We start from the raw sequence: 17,855 nt of genomic DNA on the forward strand, positions 1-17,855 counted from the left end.
CTTATAAATTTCTCTTCAAATGCTCCAAAGCTTGAATAATCACTTCATCTTTTTTAGCAAAACTGAATCTGATGTAATCTGAATCTGTTTTAGAATTATAAAATGCAGAAAGCGGCAAACAAGAAACTTTTTTTTCTACAGTCAGCCATTTCGAAAACTCTACATCGGTCATGGTTTTAGTAACGTTTCTGAAGTTTACAATCTGAAAAAAACCACCTTGAGATATTTCTTCAACGACCAAAGGTGTCGGTTGTATCAATTCATTAAAAATATCGCGTTTGCTCTGCATGATTTTTTGATTTTCCGAAGGATCAAAAACATCAAGATATTTTGCAATGGCATATTGACAAGGCGAATTGGAGCTATACGAAATGTATTGCTGATGATTTCTGAAATTTTCAAGCAAACTTTCTGAAGCTAAAATATAACTTACTTTCCAGCCTGTTGCGTGGAACATTTTACCAAAAGAAAAAATGCAGAATGTTTTTTTTCTTAATTCAGGATGCAAAAATGAACTATAATGTTCAGCATTATCATAATGGTAAATATCATAAACTTCTTCAGAAATAAGATAAATTTCCTGATGTTTTATAAGTTCGTATAGTTGATCCCAATCTTCTTTACTCCACGTTTTTCCGGTCGGATTTTGGGGTGAATTGACAATGATGGCTTTTGTTTTTACAGAAATGCATTGCTTTAACTTTTCCCAGTCAATTTTAAAATCATTTTCCAAATCGTAGTAAACAGGAACACCACCATTCATAACAATTGACGGAGCATATGTATAATAAGAAGGCTGAATAACAATCACTTCATCACCATTATTTAAAATTGACTTTAAGGAAGTGTACAGTCCAAATGTAGAACATGGTACAATATTAACTTCTTCGTATTTTAATTGTACGCTGTTTTTTCTGTTAAAATTAAAACGAATAATATTCTCGATCAACAAAGAATTTCCTGAAAGAGATTCGTAGCTGTGACTGATCATATCGGCAGATTCTTTAAGAAAATACCGAAGGCGAGGATCAATTTCAAAATCGGGAAGGCCTAATGACAAATCATAACTTTTATGCCTGGAAGAAAGCTCCGACATGTCTGTAAAAAATTTATAATCATTAAATCCGTAATTTTTTTCCATAGTGTTTATCAAATATATAAAAAAAATGTTTGCAGTAAGCAGATGAATTATTTTTGTTATTTTTAAACAAATATTTTTTACCATGAAGAAATTACTTCTCCCTATATTTTCAGCAATACTTCATACAAGCTGTGGAAGTTCAGCAATTTCAACACAAAATCAGAATTCAGATCAACATTTAAATTCAAATAATTTAAAAAGTGAAAAAGCTTTTAATAAAGCATATCAAAGAATTAAACTCAAAGATTTAAAGAAAAATCTATACGTCATTGCATCTGATGAAATGGAGGGAAGAGACACGGGAAGTCCCGGTCAGAAAAAAGCGGGAGAGTACATCATCAATTTTTATAAAGATTTAGGAATTTCGTTTCCGAAAAATTTAACTTCCTATTATCAAAAAGTTCCGTCTTCTTATATGAATAAAAGAGGTGGTGGAAATTTACCGGATTCCGAAAATATTTTGGCTTTTATTGAAGGGAGCGAAAAACCTGAAGAAATTATTGTGATCTCCGCACATTACGATCATGTAGGAACAAAAAACGGAGTAGTCTATAACGGAGCCGATGATGATGGAAGCGGAACAGTTGCAGTAATGCAGATCGCTAAAGCTTTTCAAAGTGCTAAAAAAGCAGGAAATGGACCTAAAAGATCAATCTTATTTCTACATGTAACGGGAGAAGAGCATGGACTTTTCGGATCGTCTTATTATTCGGATAATCCTGTTTTTCCTTTAGGGAACACTGTGGCAGATCTAAATATTGACATGATCGGAAGAGATGATATTGCAAACAGAGGTAAAAATTATGTGTACGTGATCGGTTCTGAAATGTTGAGTTCAGAACTGAAAACGATCAATGAAGCAGCCAACAAAAAGACCAACAACCTAGAACTGAACTATAAATATGATGACCCGAAAGATCCGGACAGATTGTATTACCGTTCTGATCATTATAATTTTGCGAAGCACGGTATTCCTGTAGCATTTTTCTTTGATGGAATTCATGAAGATTATCACAAACCGACAGATGATGTTGACAAAATTGATTTCCCTTTACTTCAAAAAAGAACACAGCTGGTTTTTGCAACAGCTTGGGAACTAGCCAATCGTGACGCAAGAATTGTTGTAGATAAGAAATAATATTTCGTTTTTTAAAATTCAAATATGATTATTCGTGAAGCTAAAGTAGAAGATATTCCTCAAATTCAGGTGGTAAGAAATTCTGTTAAGGAAAATACTTTGTCAAATCCTGATCTTGTGACTGATAAAGACTGTGAAGAGTTTATTAAAGAAAGAGGAAAAGGCTGGGTTTGCGAAATCGACGGAAAAATTACAGGTTTTTCGATTGTAGATTTAAAAGATAATAACATTTGGGCACTGTTTGTTGATCCCGATTTTGAAAAGAAAGGAATTGGCAAGAAACTGCACGATATTATGCTTGATTGGTACTTTGCTAAAACAAAAGATAACGTCTGGCTTGGAACTTCTCCAAATACACGAGCAGAACTTTTTTATCGAAAATCTGGCTGGAACGAAATAGGAATTCACGGTAAAAATGAAATTAAATTTGAAATGACTTTTGAGAACTGGACAAACAACAAAACAATATGAATCAAAAAATAAAATCGATAAGACCCTTTATCGGTTCAAATGACTTTGCCGAAAGCAGAGCATTTTACAGGGATTTAGGGTTTGAAGAAGTTGAGATCGATCCTAAATTTTCGGTGTTTAAAAAAGGGAATTTCGCCTTTTATTTGCAAGATTATTATGCCAAAGAATGGATTGAAAATACGATGATTTTCCTTGAAATAGAAAATGTAGATCTCTATTGGAAGAGCTTGTGTCTTTAAACTTAAAAGAAAAATACAATACAATCCGATTAGTTCCTACAAAGGCTGAAGTTTGGGGAAAAGAGTGTTTTCTTCTTGATCCGGCAGGAGTTTTATGGCATTTCGGAGAATTTTTTACTTCTTAAAAGATGATTTACGCATTCGACACTTTTTATTACGAAGACTTTGCAAAAACAGTCTGCATTGCCTTTGAAAACTGGACTTCTGAAATGGAAAGCTTTATCTATTCAGAAAATACCGAAATCAGTTCCGATTATGAAAGCGGAGCTTTTTACAAAAGAGAATTGCCCTGTATTTTGAGTTTGCTAAAAAAAATCGATTTAAAAGAAGCCGATCTTATTATTGTTGACGGTTATGTAACATTAGATAATTCTGGAAAAATAGGATTAGGCGGTTATCTTTACGAATCTTTAAACAAGAAATATCCTGTAATCGGTATTGCTAAAAATGGATTCGCTAGTGAAGACGATCTGAGAAAAACGGTTTTTCGAGGTGAAAGCAAAACTCCATTATTTCTTACCGCTGTAGGAATTGATACAAATGACATTAAAACCAAGGTTGAAAATATGTATGGAGCGTATAGAATCCCTACTTTATTGAAAAAGCTTGATCAGCTAACAAGAGAGAAAGATGAACTAAATGTGAGAAACTGACAAAAGTCAGCCGAATATTATTTATATTTAGTCTAAATAAATATAAATTTGCTTCAGAATTAAGAACGATTCTAAAAACATCAAATAGTTCATATCCATATTAATTTTTCATTTTTCAAGAACCGATAAGCATTGCTTGTCGGTTTTTTATTTTTAATTAGTAAATAAATTCTTATTTTTAAAAATTATTAAAAACCTATCAATGAAAAAAATCCTTTTTTCACTAGCTTTTACCTTCCCATTTCTTTTGTTTTCACAGAAATATCATACTAAAATTAAAAATTCGAAAGTTAATTCTGAAAGAATTGAAATCAGTAAAAATTTTATCAAAGAATATTTTGCAAAATGTGAAAATAAAAACTATTCTAAATTTGATCAATTTACTTTAGATAAGAGATTCGAAAGAAGATTGTTTGAAAACTTTCAAAAAACATGTGAAAACTTGACAGATAAACTGGGTAAAATTAATATTAAAAAACTCAATTCGGTTTACATTCAGGATTTTAGCAAGGATCGTGACCCAATTGAAATGATTGTTTTTGATGCTGATTTTGAAAAGTCTGAAGACATGAAATTTGTGAGTATCTGGATTTTTAGAGATCAGAATATTATCAATGCAATCAGGATTTCAAAAGATAAATCATGATATTAAAAGAATCCGCTCTTTAGAAGCGGATTCAGTAGATAAATACATCTCATTTTTTTAATTAGACAACAACAAAAAAGCACAGCCGACGATGCTGTGCTTAAATTTTTATTTCAAATTTAATTGCGATTTCGAAGTCGAAAAAGGCAAGAAAAAGATTCATGTCATTTTTATTACATAGTAAATGTAGGAATATTTTTAATACGAAATATGAATTTAATGTTAAAATTCACAAGTTATCCACAATTTTTTGTGGATAAGATGCCTCTTGATATTAATCACTTATCAATTAAAATCGTTTTAAATAAAATAACTATATTGCCGGTGAATTAAAAATTAAACCATGACATCAAAATCACTTGTATTAATCGCATTTGGCTCACTTTCTATATTTTTTAAAGCACAAACATTTCCTTACGAACGAACTTGGGGAACTTATATAGGAGCTACAGGTACTTATCTTGGTGATTTTACTTTAAATGGAAATTCATTTTTCATTGATCCTCAACAAAATATTATTGCCAACGGACATACTTCTTATCAAAGCAGTTACAATCCATCTTATTATAATCAATATGTAGTCGGTGGCGGAAATATGATTGTTCCGAGTCAACAAAACTATTATTCAGCAAAAATTTCCCCTAGCGGACAAATGATTATGGGAGGTTATAACGGTATTTCCAATGATTTTGAGAAAATCATTGGAGTTGATAATTCTGGAAATGTTTATGTACTAAAAAATTATCCTTCACAAATTCCCAATTTAGCAACATCAGGAACCTGGCTCAATCAAAATGTAAATACAGCAGGCAATCAAACTTATACACTTACAAAATACGACCCTTCTCATAATGTAATGTGGACTACTTATATACCAAACAATACTATAAGCTTAAGGTTTGATGACAATCAGAATATTTATCTGTTAGGATCTGTAAAATATGATATTCCTGGACTGGGAACTCCCGGAGTATTTCAGGAAAATTTTGTAAGCTATAACATAGGCGGAAATAGTCAGGAGAATTCATATCTTGTAAAACTTAGTCCTTCAGGGCAGAAATTATGGGGAACGTTTTCAACTCCCGGAATTTTTGATTTCAAATGGTTTAATGATGAATTATATCTTGTAACAGCTTATTCACCACAAATGCCTGGAAATTTCACCAATCCCGGAACATTTCAGCCAACCGCAACCGCAAATAATCTCATTTTAAAATTTAACGCTAATACAGGTCAAAAAATTTGGGGTACTTTTTATGGTACTCCTATTCATCCTACTTCATTTACAGGATATGGTATTAGTGCTATTGAAGTTAATTCTACCGGAATCTATGTAAGCGGACAGAATGAAGATGATGCGTACCCAAATTATTTTGCAACTACAGGCGCTTATAAAAATCAATTGGTAAATGGTGATTTGTTCTTATCTAAATTTGATTTTACCGGAAACAGAATCTGGAGCACCTATTTTGGAAGTGCAGGTTATGATGGCTTGTTTGGCACGAGCAACTTAACAGTTTTGGGAAATAGAATCGTTATCACCGGAAGCCAATATGGAGCTACAAGCAATATATCAACACCCGGAGCATTTCTCACGACAGTTCCCAACACTGCTTTAGGACATACCAATATGTATTTTGCAGAGTTTGATTCTAATGGTAACAGAATTTGGGCATCGTATTATGGTGGAATTGGCAGTAATTTTCTTGGTGAATATATCAATGCAAAATTTATGGATAACGGATCATTAGTACTGTGGGGAGCTACAGGATCACCAACAGGAATTGGAACAGAAGGTGCAGCTTACCAAAATATGATTAGTCCTTATTCGAGTGCGCCGTTTGGTTTTATTGCTAAATTTAGTCTGAAAGACGGATTATCAACCTCAGAATTAAATAAGCAAAACGAGCTTCAGCTTTATGACAATCCCAATAACGGCAACTTTTATTTATCTGGAAAAGCTCTTGAAAAACAAATTACAGTTGTGAAGATCTTTGATATGTCTGGGAAATTACTCAATACAGAGCATCTCAATGCAAACAAAACTCATTATCTGCAGATGAATGGTAAATTACAACCCGGAAACTATTTAGTTGAAGCAAATACTGAAAAAGGAGAAAAACTAAAAGTCTTTAAAATGACTGTTAAATAAAGAGAAAAGGAAGCATAATTTGCTTCCTTTTTATTTATCTCTTTTTCGCAAAGCATTGCCTTCGAATTGGGCCATTCTTCGAACTGTATAAGAATGATAACCTAAGCTATCAATATCTTGTAAAAGCTTGGAGATATTATAATTTTTAATGGTATCATTTTCAAAAGCAAAAGATAAATGTCGTAAATTTTGTCGACCATCTTTCATTTTTTCTTCTGCAGCCTTCGTTTTTAAAAGATTGTAAATTTCACTGTATTTTATAATTTTCAAACTGTCTGAAGATAAAACTCTTTTTGTCGGTTTTAACTTTTCTAATCCAGTTCCGCATATTAAACTGAATAGCTGTTCATTATAATAATAGACTGAGTTATCTTTCAAAAAGATAAAATTTACAGCTCCTTTTGGATAATCGTAAAATTTAATTTCTTTAATTAAAGCTAAATCAGGATTTTTCAGTTTCGCTTCCTGAAAATGTTTTTCAATATCGTCATTAAATTTAGAAACAATAAAATCTCTCTTTTCAATATTTTTTGAATCGTCTTTTTTACAAGAGCTAATGAATAAAACTATTAATGTCGAAAAGAGAAATTTCATGATATTATTACAATTTCTCAGCAATATATTTCGCCGTATGCGATTTCTTATTCTTTGCCAGATCTTCCGGAGTACCTGCAAAAACAACTTCTCCGCCGTATTTTCCGGCTTCTGGACCAATATCGATGATATGATCGGCACACTTCATAATATCGGGTTGATGCTCAATAACGATCACAGAATGACCGAGATCAATCAAGGCCTGTAAAGATTTTAATAATTTTTGAATATCATGGAAATGTAATCCGGTAGATGGTTCATCAAAAACAAATAACGTTTTATCGGTTGTCACGCCTTTTACCAAGAACGAAGCCAATTTCACACGTTGCGCTTCACCTCCTGAAAGAGTAGAAGAGCTCTGTCCGAGCTGTAAATATCCCAAACCAACATCCTGAAGCGGAGTCAGTTTTGTAACGATTTTATCTTCTTTATTTTCTCTGAAAAATTCTAATGCTTCATCCACCGTCATGTGAAGAATATCCGAAATGTTTTTTTCGTCGAATTTTACTTCCAGAACTTCATTTTTAAAACGGGTTCCTTTACATGCTTCACATTCAAGCTCGATATCTGCCATAAACTGCATTGAAACACTGATTACGCCTTCACCTTTACATTCATCACATCTTCCGCCATCAACGTTGAACGAAAAATGTTTTGGCTTGTAGCCCATCATTTTAGCACTTTTCTGCTTAGAAAACAGATCACGAATATCGTCATAGGCTTTCAGATAGGTTACAGGATTTGAACGGGATGATTTTCCGATAGGATTTTGATCAATCAGTTCAATATGCTTAATCAGTTTTTTTGGAAATTCTACAGAATCGTAATCACCTTTTTTTCCGCCCATTCCCAATTGAATCTGAATGTCGTTCGTCAGGATTTCTTTCATCAAAGTAGATTTTCCACTTCCTGAAACTCCTGAAATAACAACTAAACTTTCCAAAGGAATATCTACATCGATATTTTTCAGATTATTGGATCTTGCTCCTTTTATATGAATAAATTCTTTTGCTTTTCTGCGCTTTTCAGGAACTTTTATTTCAAGTCTTCCTGTAAGATATTTTGAAGTCAGTGTATCGGCATCTTTCAACTCCTTATAATCGCCTGCAAAAACCAATTCACCACCTAAATATCCAGCTTCAGGACCAATGTCAATAATATAATCTGCAGCTTTCATCACATCTTCATCATGCTCTACAACAATAACCGTATTTCCGATATCACGAAGATTTTTTAAAACTTCAATTAAATTTTCGGTGTCTCTGGAATGTAAACCAATCGAAGGCTCATCTAAAATATAAATAGATCCAACCAAAGAACTTCCCAAACTTGTAGCCAAATTAATTCTCTGACTTTCACCACCAGAAAGTGTATTTGATGTTCTATTGATTGTTAAATAACCTAAACCAACTTTTAGTAAAAACTCTAAACGGGTTGTGATTTCGTACAACAATCTTTTGGCAACTTCTTTATCATGCTCTGAAAGTTTTAAAGCCTGTATCAATGGTAAAAGTTCATCCAAAGGAAGCTCAATCATCGACTGAATGTTGTTTCCATCGATTTTTACCCAGCTAGTTTCTTCACGCAAACGCAAACCTTCACAAGTCGGGCAAAGCGTTTTACCACGGTAACGCGATAACATGACACGATACTGAATTTTATATAAATTTTCTTCAAGCATTTTGAAGAAATTATTCAAAGAAGGGAAAGTGCCTTTACCATCACCTTTCCAAAGATAACTTTTCTGCTCTTTTGTTAATTGATGATAAGGCTTATGAATAGGGAAGTCTTTCGCTTTTTTAATGAAATCTTTTTTCCATTCGCTCATTGTTTCCCCTTTCCAGGAAGCTACAGCATCTTCAAAAATCGATAAAGCTTTATTTGGAATAACAAGATCTTCATCAATTCCGATTACTTTTCCGTAACCTTCACAAGTAGGGCAAGCTCCAAAAGGATTATTAAAACTAAAAAAATGAACATTAGGCTCAAGAAATTCTATTCCGTCGAGTTCAAATTTATTTGAAAAGTTTTTTACAGTATCTGTTTCTGTATTTTTTAAAGAACAATAGCCGTGACCTTCATAAAAGGCCATCTGAATAGAATCTGCCAATCGCTGAAGAAAACTTTCATCTTCTTCATACGAAAAACGGTCGATCACTAAATTGATTTCCATTCCTTTTTCGGGAGTGAAACCAAAACTTTCCAGATCTTCAATTCCGGCAAGATTTCCGTTGACTTCTAATCTTGTGAAACCGGCCAGTTTTAAAACATTTAAAGTATCTGTAAAGCTTTCAACATCAAAATTTAACGGCGCTGTCAGTAAAAACGGAACCTTATTTTCTGAATTCTTAATAAAATCTATCACATCGGTTACCGAATCTTTTTTCACTTCTTCACCCGAAACCGGAGAGAAAGTTTTACCAATTCTCGCAAAAAGAAGCTTCATATAATCATAGATTTCTGTAGAAGTTCCTACAGTAGATCTTGGATTTGAAGAAATTACTTTCTGCTGAATAGCAATTGAAGGTGCCAAACCTTTGATGTCATCAACTTTTGGTTTTTCTAATTTACCTAAAAACTGACGTGCATAAGAACTCAGACTTTCTACATATCGCCTCTGTCCTTCAGCATAAATTGTATCAAAAGCCAACGAAGATTTTCCGCTTCCGGAAACCCCAGTAATGACGATCAGTTTATTTTTCGGGATTAAAACATCAATGTGTTTCAGGTTGTTAAGATGTGCATTTTTAACGAAAACCTGTTTTTTAATATCTATTTCTGTTGTTGAAGCCATAGTAAAATTAAGACTAACAAAAATACGAATTTTCGCTGGATTTTCTCATAAGAATTATCTTTTACTATTTTATTAATTTGAATGAGAATAATTTAAATCACTATAAATCAATCCTTACTATTTTTTATAATAAATTAACATAAAAACGTTTCGTTTTTTTAACAATAGCTCTTGTTTCGTAAATATTTTTCTTGTAAAATTGCACCAACAAAATAGTAATAAAAATGAGAACACTCTTCAGACATTTTATTACACATTTAATGAAAAAAAGATAAAAAAGGTTTCTATGGCCATGAAAGATGCATTTACATGCATCTTTTTTTATGATATCTATCATTTTTTGGTCTTGTTAAAGACTCTTAATTTTGGAAACTTCAAAAATAAACCAACAAGTATTATGAACAAGAAGCTCGGAACTGTATTTTTTCTTGCTACGTTTTGCGCACTCAGCGCACAGGTGAAAACTTCGGAAATCGATTCTGTTGAAATTCAGGGGAAATTTATTGCAACTACCTACAAAAATGCCAATCAGAATATTTCTGTGATTACAAGGGATGAGATTCTAAATTCTCCAGCTGCAAGTATTGATGAAATTCTTCAACAAATTCCCGGAATGGACATTAGAAGGAGAGGAGCAAATGGAGTGCAGAGTGATGTTGGTTTCCGTGGGAGTAATTTTGAACAGGTTTTAATTCTAGTTAATGGAATCAGGATGAATGACTCACAAACGGGTCATAATTCTTTAAACGTTCCTGTTGATTTGGATAATGTTGAAAGAATAGAAGTTATTAAAGGACCTTCAGCTAGAAGATTCGGGCAAAATGCTTACGCAGGAGCCATCAATATTATCACTAAAACTCACGTTGGAAAAAATGTAAAAATCAGCGCCAATGCAGGTGATTATGAAACGTATGGTTTCGGATTTAATGCGAATCTTGGGAACGAAAAATTTTCAAATTCTTTACAGGCCAATTCAAATTCTTCACAAGGTTACAGACATAATACCGATTTTGAAATAAGAAATGTTTTCTATCAAAATCAGTTGAAAATAAAAAACGGAAATATCAGATTACAGGCTGGTTTTTCTGAAAAGAAATTCGGAGCCAACGGATTTTATTCTTCACCACAAGCAACTGAGCAATATGAAGAATTGCAGGCTTCCATTTTAAGTGTTGCCCATCAGCAAACTTTCGGGAAATTGAAACTTAATTCTAATGTTTACTGGAGAAGAGGACAGGATATGTATCTGTATAACAGAGAAAAGCCTGAAATCTACAGAAATATGCACATCGGAAATAATGTGGGCGGAGAAGTGAATTCGAGTTACCAATCAAGTTTAGGAACTACAGGTTTGGGTGTAGAATTAAGAAAAGAATTCTTGGCAAGTAATAATCTGGGCGACAGAGAACGTTTTGTAACGCAGGTTTTCTTTGAGCATCATTTTTCTTTTTTTGATAAGAAATTAAACATCAGTCCGGGAGCTTCCTGGGCAAATTATTCTACTAACGGTAATTTCTTTTACCCTGGTTTAGACGTTGGTTACACATTCTATCAGAATAATAAAGTTTTTGGAAGTATTTCAAAAGTTCACAGAGTTCCTACTTTTACAGACTTGTTTTATATAAGCAAAACAGAGCAGGGAAATCCTAATCTTTTACCTGAAAATGCCGTATACGCAGAAGTTGGATATCAATATCAAAACAAAGGCATTTTAGCAAAATTCAGCGGTTTCTACAGAGATTCTAATAATTCTATTGACTGGATTAAAAATTCTCTGCAAGACCCGGTTTGGTACTCAAGAAATATCGGAAATAAAGAAATAAAAGGGATCGAAGTAGAAATCGATCATAAAGTTTTCGATTGGATGAAATATACTTTGGGTTACACCTATATCGATAATAAGCTAAAAGATTTAAATGACCTTAACTCACGTTATGCATTAGATAATCTGAAACATCAGTTTGTCGCAAAACTTCAGACAAAATTCCTTAAATACTTTACCAATGAATTGGTTTACAGATATAACGACAGAATGAATTTGGGAAGTTATCATTTGCTGGATGAAAAGCTAAGCTTTAATAAAAAAGACTTTTCTGTATATGCGTTAATCAATAACGTGACCGATTCAGAATACACGGAAACATTTGGTGTAACGATGCCTCAAAGGTGGTTTCACATTGGTTTTTCTTACAATATTAATATTAAGTAAACTTAATATTACCCAATCGTTAAATGATATAATTTTGCAAAAATTTTTTTGGATGAAACTTATTTTAAGCATAAGCCTACTTTTTAGTTTAAGTATTTTCAAAGCACAGGAACATATTTCCTCTTTTAACGCTTTGACATTGACCTATAAGTTTCATCCAAAATTTTTCCTTTATGCTGAAGGACAGTTGAGAGGTATTGAAGACTACACTTATCCTGATTATTACGAAATAAAAGGAGGTTTAGGATATAATCTTACCAAAAGTCACAAACCATTCATCGGTTTAGGACGATATGCAACTTACAAAGATCACGCAATTAACAAAGAAGAATTCCGTGTTTGGTTGCAGGATGTGATAGATTTCAAAAAAGGAATTGTAAAATTTGAAAACAGATTCCGTGCAGAAAAATCATGGTTTTATGAGCCTCAAACGGATAAGAATTCTGAAAGAATGCGTTACCGTTACCGTCTGAATGTTTCGGTTCCTTTAAATGCTAAAAAAATTGCGCCGGGAACAGTTTTCGCAAACGTTTACGATGAAGTTTTTGTCGTTACACCCATGAAACCTTCATTTGCAAGAAACAGAGTTTATGGCGGTTTTGGATACCAAATCGATGAAAACTTCGGTATTCTTGGCGGTTATTTATGGCAGAGAGAATTTGAAGCAAAAGGAAATAAAAACGTCCATTTTGTTTATTTTGCTCTAAACATCAATATCGACGATACCGATAACGACAACAAAACGTATCATTTCCCAGGAGCAGATTAATCTAATATTTCTCTGATAAATATCGGTACGCTTTCAAATATTTATTGAAACGGTGAATGTCTTTTGAAGTTAATTCCCTGTTTACCCTTCTCAAATCCATATTATCACGAAGGTCGTTGAGTTTTACCGCAACCGCAAGAGGAGATCTTTCTGTTCTTTTTACGAAATCATCATAAACTTCTTCCGGATCAAATTTTGTAAGGCAGCTTATTGCAAAAAGTATATACTCAGGAAAACCTTCAGATCTTAAATATTCAAAGCTGAATTCTTCAGGATGGTCTTCCACCACATCGTGCAAAACACCCACGATTTTTTCGTCCATTGTTTTACCGTATTCCATCACACGCATTATGTGAGCAATGTAGGGCGCATGATATTTATCTTTTTGCCCTTTATGTGCTTTATCGGCAATTTTTATAGCTTTATTTAAAAGTTCTTCTTTTGTCATTCTTTTTGAAAAAATAGAATACAAAAATATAAAACAGCTTAGAAAAACTTGATAGTTTTGATAAAAATTTTAAGATATTTTTTCAACAATCAGTATTGCCACTGAATTTATTTTACGCTTAATTTTGGTGGTTTTGCTACATCCAACAGGTTGGGCATTTTATGTAATGTAGTATCTTTTTTAGGAGCCTTTAAACTGGAATAAATTGCAGGATCTTTCGGCTTTGAAACAGGCATTTTATACAATTTAGCAATAGAACTATCAAACTTTGATGCATCTAAAGGTGTTACAATAAATGGTTTTTCAATTTTCGGAAACTTTATGGAATCAATTTTCAAAGGTATTCTGGGAGAAACCTGTGCTGAAAATGAGATAGAACTTAATATTGGGATTATTAATAGCTTTTTCATTGTTTTAAATTTTTATCAGATTTAATAATTTAAATTGGCTTAAAACTCCAAGTATTATTATAAGACAACTGAAAACGTTTAATTATTACTTCTTTTGGAAAAGTATTTCATCAAAAAAAACTCATTTTAATATAAAAAAATCCAATAACAAACATTTAAGCGTTTTATTTTCTTTTCCTTACTTTAAGATACAGTAAATAAAATAGACTAACAGGTAAAAATATAGCAATTAAAATACCTCCTATTATTCCAAAAAATGAAACTATTATTTTTAATAAAAAATAAACTGAAATCAACATTAGAATTAATATTGGAAAAAAGATAAATATTAAAAGTCCTTTTTATTTCGTTTGTCAAATTTAATTGAGGAAAAGTTAATTCTTCCTTTCAAGTTATATTTATTTTCTAGAAACTTTAGTGGAGTTAAAAGACTAAGAGGAATATAAATGGTCAACATAATGAAATATGAAAATTCAAAATACATTAAAAATGCATTTTTTTCATTTATAATTTTATTAAATACATTTATCCACCACTTCATCAAAAAATCCGAATTCATTCCAATAATAAAAAATATTATTAGATATAAAATCACTATAAAAATAATATAATTTTTTCGTCTTGATATTTTATTAATAAAATCAAAAAGATTGGTCATGGTTAATTTTATACACATTCTGTAAAATAAATATACAAAGAATTTTAAACTGATTCTGAAAATATAAAATAAAAAACGTCCCAAAAAATTGAGACGTTTTGAAATCAAATTTATTTATAAAGACTAATAATGTCCTTTTTCAATATAATGAGCAGCTACTTTTTCAGTTAACGCCACTACATTCGGACTGTTTGTATATTTTGTAAATCTTCTCAATCCTGAAAGCATCATTCTCTGTTCGTCACCTTCAGCAAAAGAAACAATTCCTTCTTTAGCTGCAGTAATGATTTTGTCAATTGCTTTGTAAAGGTTTAACTGAGCCATTGCAGCTTCTACAGAATCAGCAGAGAAGTGTTTTTCAGCTCTTAAAATTGCAGATTCTGCCATATAGATCTGGTTAAGAATTTCAGAAGCATTTAATAATAAATGTTGTTGTTTCTCAATATCCATCATGTATTTTTGAAGCGCAGCTCCGGAAACCATTAAGAAAACTTTCTTAAGATTTGCAATAATCGCTTTTTCTTCACTCATGAATGCAGAATAATCAGGAACTTCAAATGACGGAATTCCCATCAATTCTTTGCTGATTGCCATTGCAGGAGAAAGTAAATCTAATTCACCTTTCATTGCTCTCTTAATCAACATTCCAACAGCAAGAAGTCTGTTGATTTCGTTCGTTCCTTCATAAATTCTACCGATTCTTGCGTCTCTCCATGCTGATTCCATCGGAGTGTCTTCTGAGAAGCCCATTCCACCATAGATCTGGATTCCTTCGTCAGCTGTATTTTGAGTAAGATCTGAGACGAAAACTTTAAGAATAGAAGCTTCTACAGCGAATTCTTCAACACCTTTCAATTCAGCTTGTTGATGATCCATTCCGCCTGCAACCAATTCCGTAATTTTATCTTCAACATTTTTTGCTAAACGGTAAGATCCAGCTTCACTTACGAAAACTCCAGTCGACATTTCAGCAATTTTCTTTCTGATCGCTCCGAAAGTTGAAATAGAAACTCCAAATTGTTTTCTTTCGTTTGAATATTGAATAGAGTGATTTAAGATTCTTCTTTGTCCGTCAAGGTTTGCTGCGGCTAATTTAATTCTACCAACATTTAATGCATTCAAAGCGATCTTGAAACCGTTATTTCTTTCACCCAACATATTTTCTACAGGAATTTTCATGTCATTGAAGAAAACCTGACGTGTAGAAGACGAACGAATACCTAATTTGTGCTCTTCTTCACCAAAAGTTAAGCTTTCAGGGTTCTCCAATTCTGAACGGTTGATTACGAAACCGGTGATGTTTTTATCATCATCAATTTTAGCAAACAAAGTAAACGTATCAGCAAAACCTGCATTTGAAATCCACATTTTCTGTCCGTTGATGATATAATGCTTTCCATCTTCTGATAATTTCGCTCTTGTTTTTCCAGAGTTTGCATCAGAACCTGCGTCTGGTTCCGTTAAACAATACGCTCCGAATTTTGTTCCTGTAGCTAAATCCGGAAGATATTTCTTTTTCAATTCTTCACTTCCGTAAAGAAGAGTTGGCAATGTTCCGATTCCGGTGTGCGCTCCATAAGCTGTTGCTAATGAACCATTTCCTCCTGAAACGTAATCGCAAGCCAACATCGTACTCACGAATCCCATTCCAAGACCGCCGTATTCTTCTGGAACGGTAATTCCTAATAATCCCATTTCACCCAAATTGCGCATTGTTTCTTCTGTCAATGCATAATCTTTTTTCTCAAAACGATCGTGGTGTGGAATTACTTCTCTATCAATAAATTCTTTCGCAGAATCGCGAAGCATTTTTTGCTCTTCACTCAGTTCTTCAAGACTGAAAATTTCGTTTGCAGGAATTTCTTTGATTAGGAATTCGCCACCTTTTAATGTTTTATTAAGTGTATCACTCATTGTTTTTGTTTTTTTAGATTTAAAGAATAAAGAGAAAAGAATAAAGACTTACAATTTTAAGTTTTTTTGAAAGCCAGAAATCATTCTCTGTAATTCTGTGATTTTATTTTCTATATTTTCAAGTTTAGACAAATCAAAATAACTTCTGTTTGAAGAGATTATAATTTGAGTTTGTAATTCGTAAAGAGAACCAAGACTTATTTCCAAAAATCGATTAAAATCTTTATTTGAACTTCTGCTTGAACCTTCAGCAATATTTGAAGCAACCGAAACAGAGCATCTTCTAAGTTGAGATTTTAATCCAAATTCTTCATTTTTCGGAAAACTATCAGTAAGAATATAAGTTTCATTAGCCAATTCAATAGCCAACTTCCATATGTTTAGATTCTTGAAATTATGTTTCACCTTAGTCTTTTCTCTTTATTCTTTGTTCTTTGTTCTATAGCAATTCAAAGATTGAAGCTGCTCCTTGTCCCGTTCCTACGCACATAGAAACCATTCCGTATTTGTTTCCACGTTTTCTCATTTCGTCAAGAAGTTGAACGGTTAATTTTGTTCCGGTACATCCAAGAGGGTGACCGAGAGCAATTGCTCCTCCATTTACATTAAGAATATCAGGATTTAAACCTAATTCTTTTTTGATGGCAACAGATTGTGATGCGAATGCTTCGTTTAATTCAATTAACTCAATATCTTTTAATTCTAAACCTGCTTGTTTTAAAGCTTTTGGAATTGCATAAATTGGCCCCATTCCCATAATTCTTGGCTCGAGACCTGCAGCTGCATAAGCAACTAATCTTGCTTCTGGTTCAAGACCTAATTCTTTTACCATTTCTTCACTCATTACCATCACGAAAGCCGCTCCGTCACTCATCTGAGAAGAGTTTCCTGCAGTTACGCTTCCTCCATTGGCGAAAACGGGTCTTAATTTAGATAAACCAGCCAAAGAAGTATCTGCTCTTGGGCCTTCATCTACTGAAAAATCAAACTTCTTAGTCTGCATTTTCTGGTTTTCATCCAGGAAATTATATTCAACAGGAATCGAAACGATCTGGTTGGCAAATCTTCCTTCCGCATTCGCTTTTAAAGCTTTCATATGAGATTCAAAAGCAAACTGATCTTGTTCTTCTCTTGTGATATTATATTGTTTTGCAACTTCTTCCGCCGTGTAACCCATTCCCCAATAATAATCAGGATTTGTTTTGGCAATATCCGTTTCAGGAACCGGTTTGTAACCGCCCATCGGAATGTAAGACATTGATTCTGTACCTCCTGCAATGATACAATCAGCCATTCCTGCCTGAATTTTTGCAGAAGCAATCGCAATTGCCTCACTTCCTGAAGCACAATATCTATTTACGGTAACTCCGGGAACTTTATCAGTTTGCAATCCCATTAGAGAGATCAAACGAGCTACATTCAAGCCCTGTTCAGCTTCAGGCATCGCATTTCCTACGATAAGGTCATCAATTCTGTTTTTATCTAATTGCGGAAGTTCAGCCATTAATTTTTCAATTACGGTTGCCGCCATTACATCAGGACGAGTAAAACGAAGGGAGCCTTTAGGCGCTTTTCCTACCGCGGTTCTAAATCCTTTTACTATATATGCTGTTTTCATA

The 17,855-nt window shown here is 32.9% G+C and carries 17 protein-coding genes; 9 read left to right on the forward strand and 8 right to left on the reverse strand.

Annotation, left to right across the window (positions count from 1 at the left end):
- Window position 1: 1 nt before the first annotated feature.
- A complete protein-coding gene (locus BUR17_RS02745; protein ID WP_074230198.1) occupies window positions 2–1,141 on the reverse strand; it encodes an aminotransferase class I/II-fold pyridoxal phosphate-dependent enzyme in 1,140 nt (379 codons plus the stop codon).
- An 82-nt stretch (window positions 1,142–1,223) separates the two neighbouring features.
- Between BUR17_RS02745 and BUR17_RS02750 the strand changes: the two genes are divergently transcribed.
- The 7 genes from BUR17_RS02750 to BUR17_RS02775 all read left to right on the forward strand — a co-directional run bounded on the left by BUR17_RS02750 (window position 1,224) and on the right by BUR17_RS02775 (window position 6,440).
- A complete protein-coding gene (locus BUR17_RS02750) occupies window positions 1,224–2,279 on the forward strand; it encodes a M28 family metallopeptidase (protein WP_074228579.1) in 1,056 nt (351 codons plus the stop codon).
- A gap of 24 nt (window positions 2,280–2,303) precedes the next feature.
- Window positions 2,304–2,750, forward strand: a complete 447-nt coding sequence (locus BUR17_RS02755) for a GNAT family N-acetyltransferase (RefSeq protein ID WP_074228581.1) — start codon at window positions 2,304–2,306, stop codon at window positions 2,748–2,750.
- A complete protein-coding gene (locus BUR17_RS02760; RefSeq protein ID WP_317043303.1) occupies window positions 2,747–2,989 on the forward strand; it encodes a VOC family protein in 243 nt (80 codons plus the stop codon). The genes BUR17_RS02755 and BUR17_RS02760 overlap by 4 nt, the downstream gene beginning before the upstream one ends.
- Window positions 2,980–3,114, forward strand: a complete 135-nt coding sequence (locus BUR17_RS21165; RefSeq protein WP_317043304.1) for a VOC family protein — start codon at window positions 2,980–2,982, stop codon at window positions 3,112–3,114. Before BUR17_RS02760 ends, BUR17_RS21165 begins: the two co-directional genes overlap by 10 nt.
- Window positions 3,115–3,117: 3 nt before the next feature.
- Window positions 3,118–3,642: an endonuclease V gene (locus BUR17_RS02765; RefSeq protein WP_074228583.1), complete on the forward strand. Its 525-nt coding sequence runs from the start codon at window positions 3,118–3,120 to the stop codon at window positions 3,640–3,642.
- A 202-nt stretch (window positions 3,643–3,844) separates the two neighbouring features.
- Window positions 3,845–4,288 (forward strand): hypothetical protein, encoded by a 444-nt coding sequence (locus BUR17_RS02770; RefSeq protein ID WP_074228585.1) that lies wholly within the window; start codon window positions 3,845–3,847, stop codon window positions 4,286–4,288.
- Window positions 4,289–4,631: 343 nt separating this feature from the next.
- On the forward strand, window positions 4,632–6,440 hold the full coding sequence (locus tag BUR17_RS02775) for a T9SS type A sorting domain-containing protein (protein WP_074228587.1): 1,809 nt from the start codon (window positions 4,632–4,634) through the stop codon (window positions 6,438–6,440).
- Window positions 6,441–6,470: 30 nt separating this feature from the next.
- On the opposite strand, the gene BUR17_RS02780 is transcribed toward BUR17_RS02775, so the two are convergent.
- Together BUR17_RS02780 and uvrA are read right to left on the reverse strand one after the other, a co-directional pair.
- Entirely contained in the window at window positions 6,471–7,034 is a 564-nt protein-coding gene (locus BUR17_RS02780) for a hypothetical protein (RefSeq protein ID WP_074228589.1), read from the reverse strand.
- A 7-nt stretch (window positions 7,035–7,041) separates the two neighbouring features.
- Window positions 7,042–9,828: an excinuclease ABC subunit UvrA gene (uvrA, locus tag BUR17_RS02785; protein WP_074228591.1), complete on the reverse strand. Its 2,787-nt coding sequence runs from the start codon at window positions 9,826–9,828 to the stop codon at window positions 7,042–7,044.
- 397 nt (window positions 9,829–10,225) lie between these two features.
- Here uvrA and BUR17_RS02790 point away from each other — a divergent pair, with 397 nt between their 5' ends.
- The gene (locus BUR17_RS02790; protein WP_074230199.1) at window positions 10,226–12,037 is read left to right on the forward strand and encodes a TonB-dependent receptor plug domain-containing protein; all 1,812 of its coding nucleotides are present in this window, start codon (window positions 10,226–10,228) and stop codon (window positions 12,035–12,037) included.
- A 52-nt stretch (window positions 12,038–12,089) separates the two neighbouring features.
- Window positions 12,090–12,806 (forward strand): DUF2490 domain-containing protein, encoded by a 717-nt coding sequence (locus BUR17_RS02795; RefSeq protein WP_074228593.1) that lies wholly within the window; start codon window positions 12,090–12,092, stop codon window positions 12,804–12,806.
- Between the two features lies 1 nt (window position 12,807).
- On the opposite strand, the gene BUR17_RS02800 is transcribed toward BUR17_RS02795, so the two are convergent.
- The 5 genes from BUR17_RS02800 to BUR17_RS02825 all read right to left on the reverse strand — a co-directional run bounded on the left by BUR17_RS02800 (window position 12,808) and on the right by BUR17_RS02825 (window position 17,854).
- Window positions 12,808–13,254 carry a phosphohydrolase gene (locus tag BUR17_RS02800; protein WP_074228595.1) on the reverse strand — a complete coding sequence of 149 codons (447 nt, stop codon included), beginning with the start codon at window positions 13,252–13,254 and terminating at the stop codon, window positions 12,808–12,810.
- A gap of 107 nt (window positions 13,255–13,361) precedes the next feature.
- Complete coding sequence (locus BUR17_RS02805; protein WP_074228597.1) at window positions 13,362–13,664, reverse strand: hypothetical protein; 303 nt, start codon at window positions 13,662–13,664, stop codon at window positions 13,362–13,364.
- 781 nt (window positions 13,665–14,445) lie between these two features.
- Window positions 14,446–16,236 (reverse strand): acyl-CoA dehydrogenase family protein, encoded by a 1,791-nt coding sequence (locus BUR17_RS02815; RefSeq protein ID WP_074228601.1) that lies wholly within the window; start codon window positions 16,234–16,236, stop codon window positions 14,446–14,448.
- Window positions 16,237–16,284: 48 nt separating this feature from the next.
- Window positions 16,285–16,641 (reverse strand): four helix bundle protein, encoded by a 357-nt coding sequence (locus BUR17_RS02820; RefSeq protein ID WP_074228603.1) that lies wholly within the window; start codon window positions 16,639–16,641, stop codon window positions 16,285–16,287.
- Between the two features lie 34 nt (window positions 16,642–16,675).
- On the reverse strand, window positions 16,676–17,854 hold the full coding sequence (locus BUR17_RS02825) for a thiolase family protein (RefSeq protein WP_074228605.1): 1,179 nt from the start codon (window positions 17,852–17,854) through the stop codon (window positions 16,676–16,678).
- Window position 17,855: the final 1 nt, after the last annotated feature.

It is taken from the genome of Chryseobacterium scophthalmum (genome assembly GCF_900143185.1).
Taxonomy (GTDB): Bacteria; Bacteroidota; Bacteroidia; order Flavobacteriales; family Weeksellaceae; genus Chryseobacterium; species Chryseobacterium scophthalmum.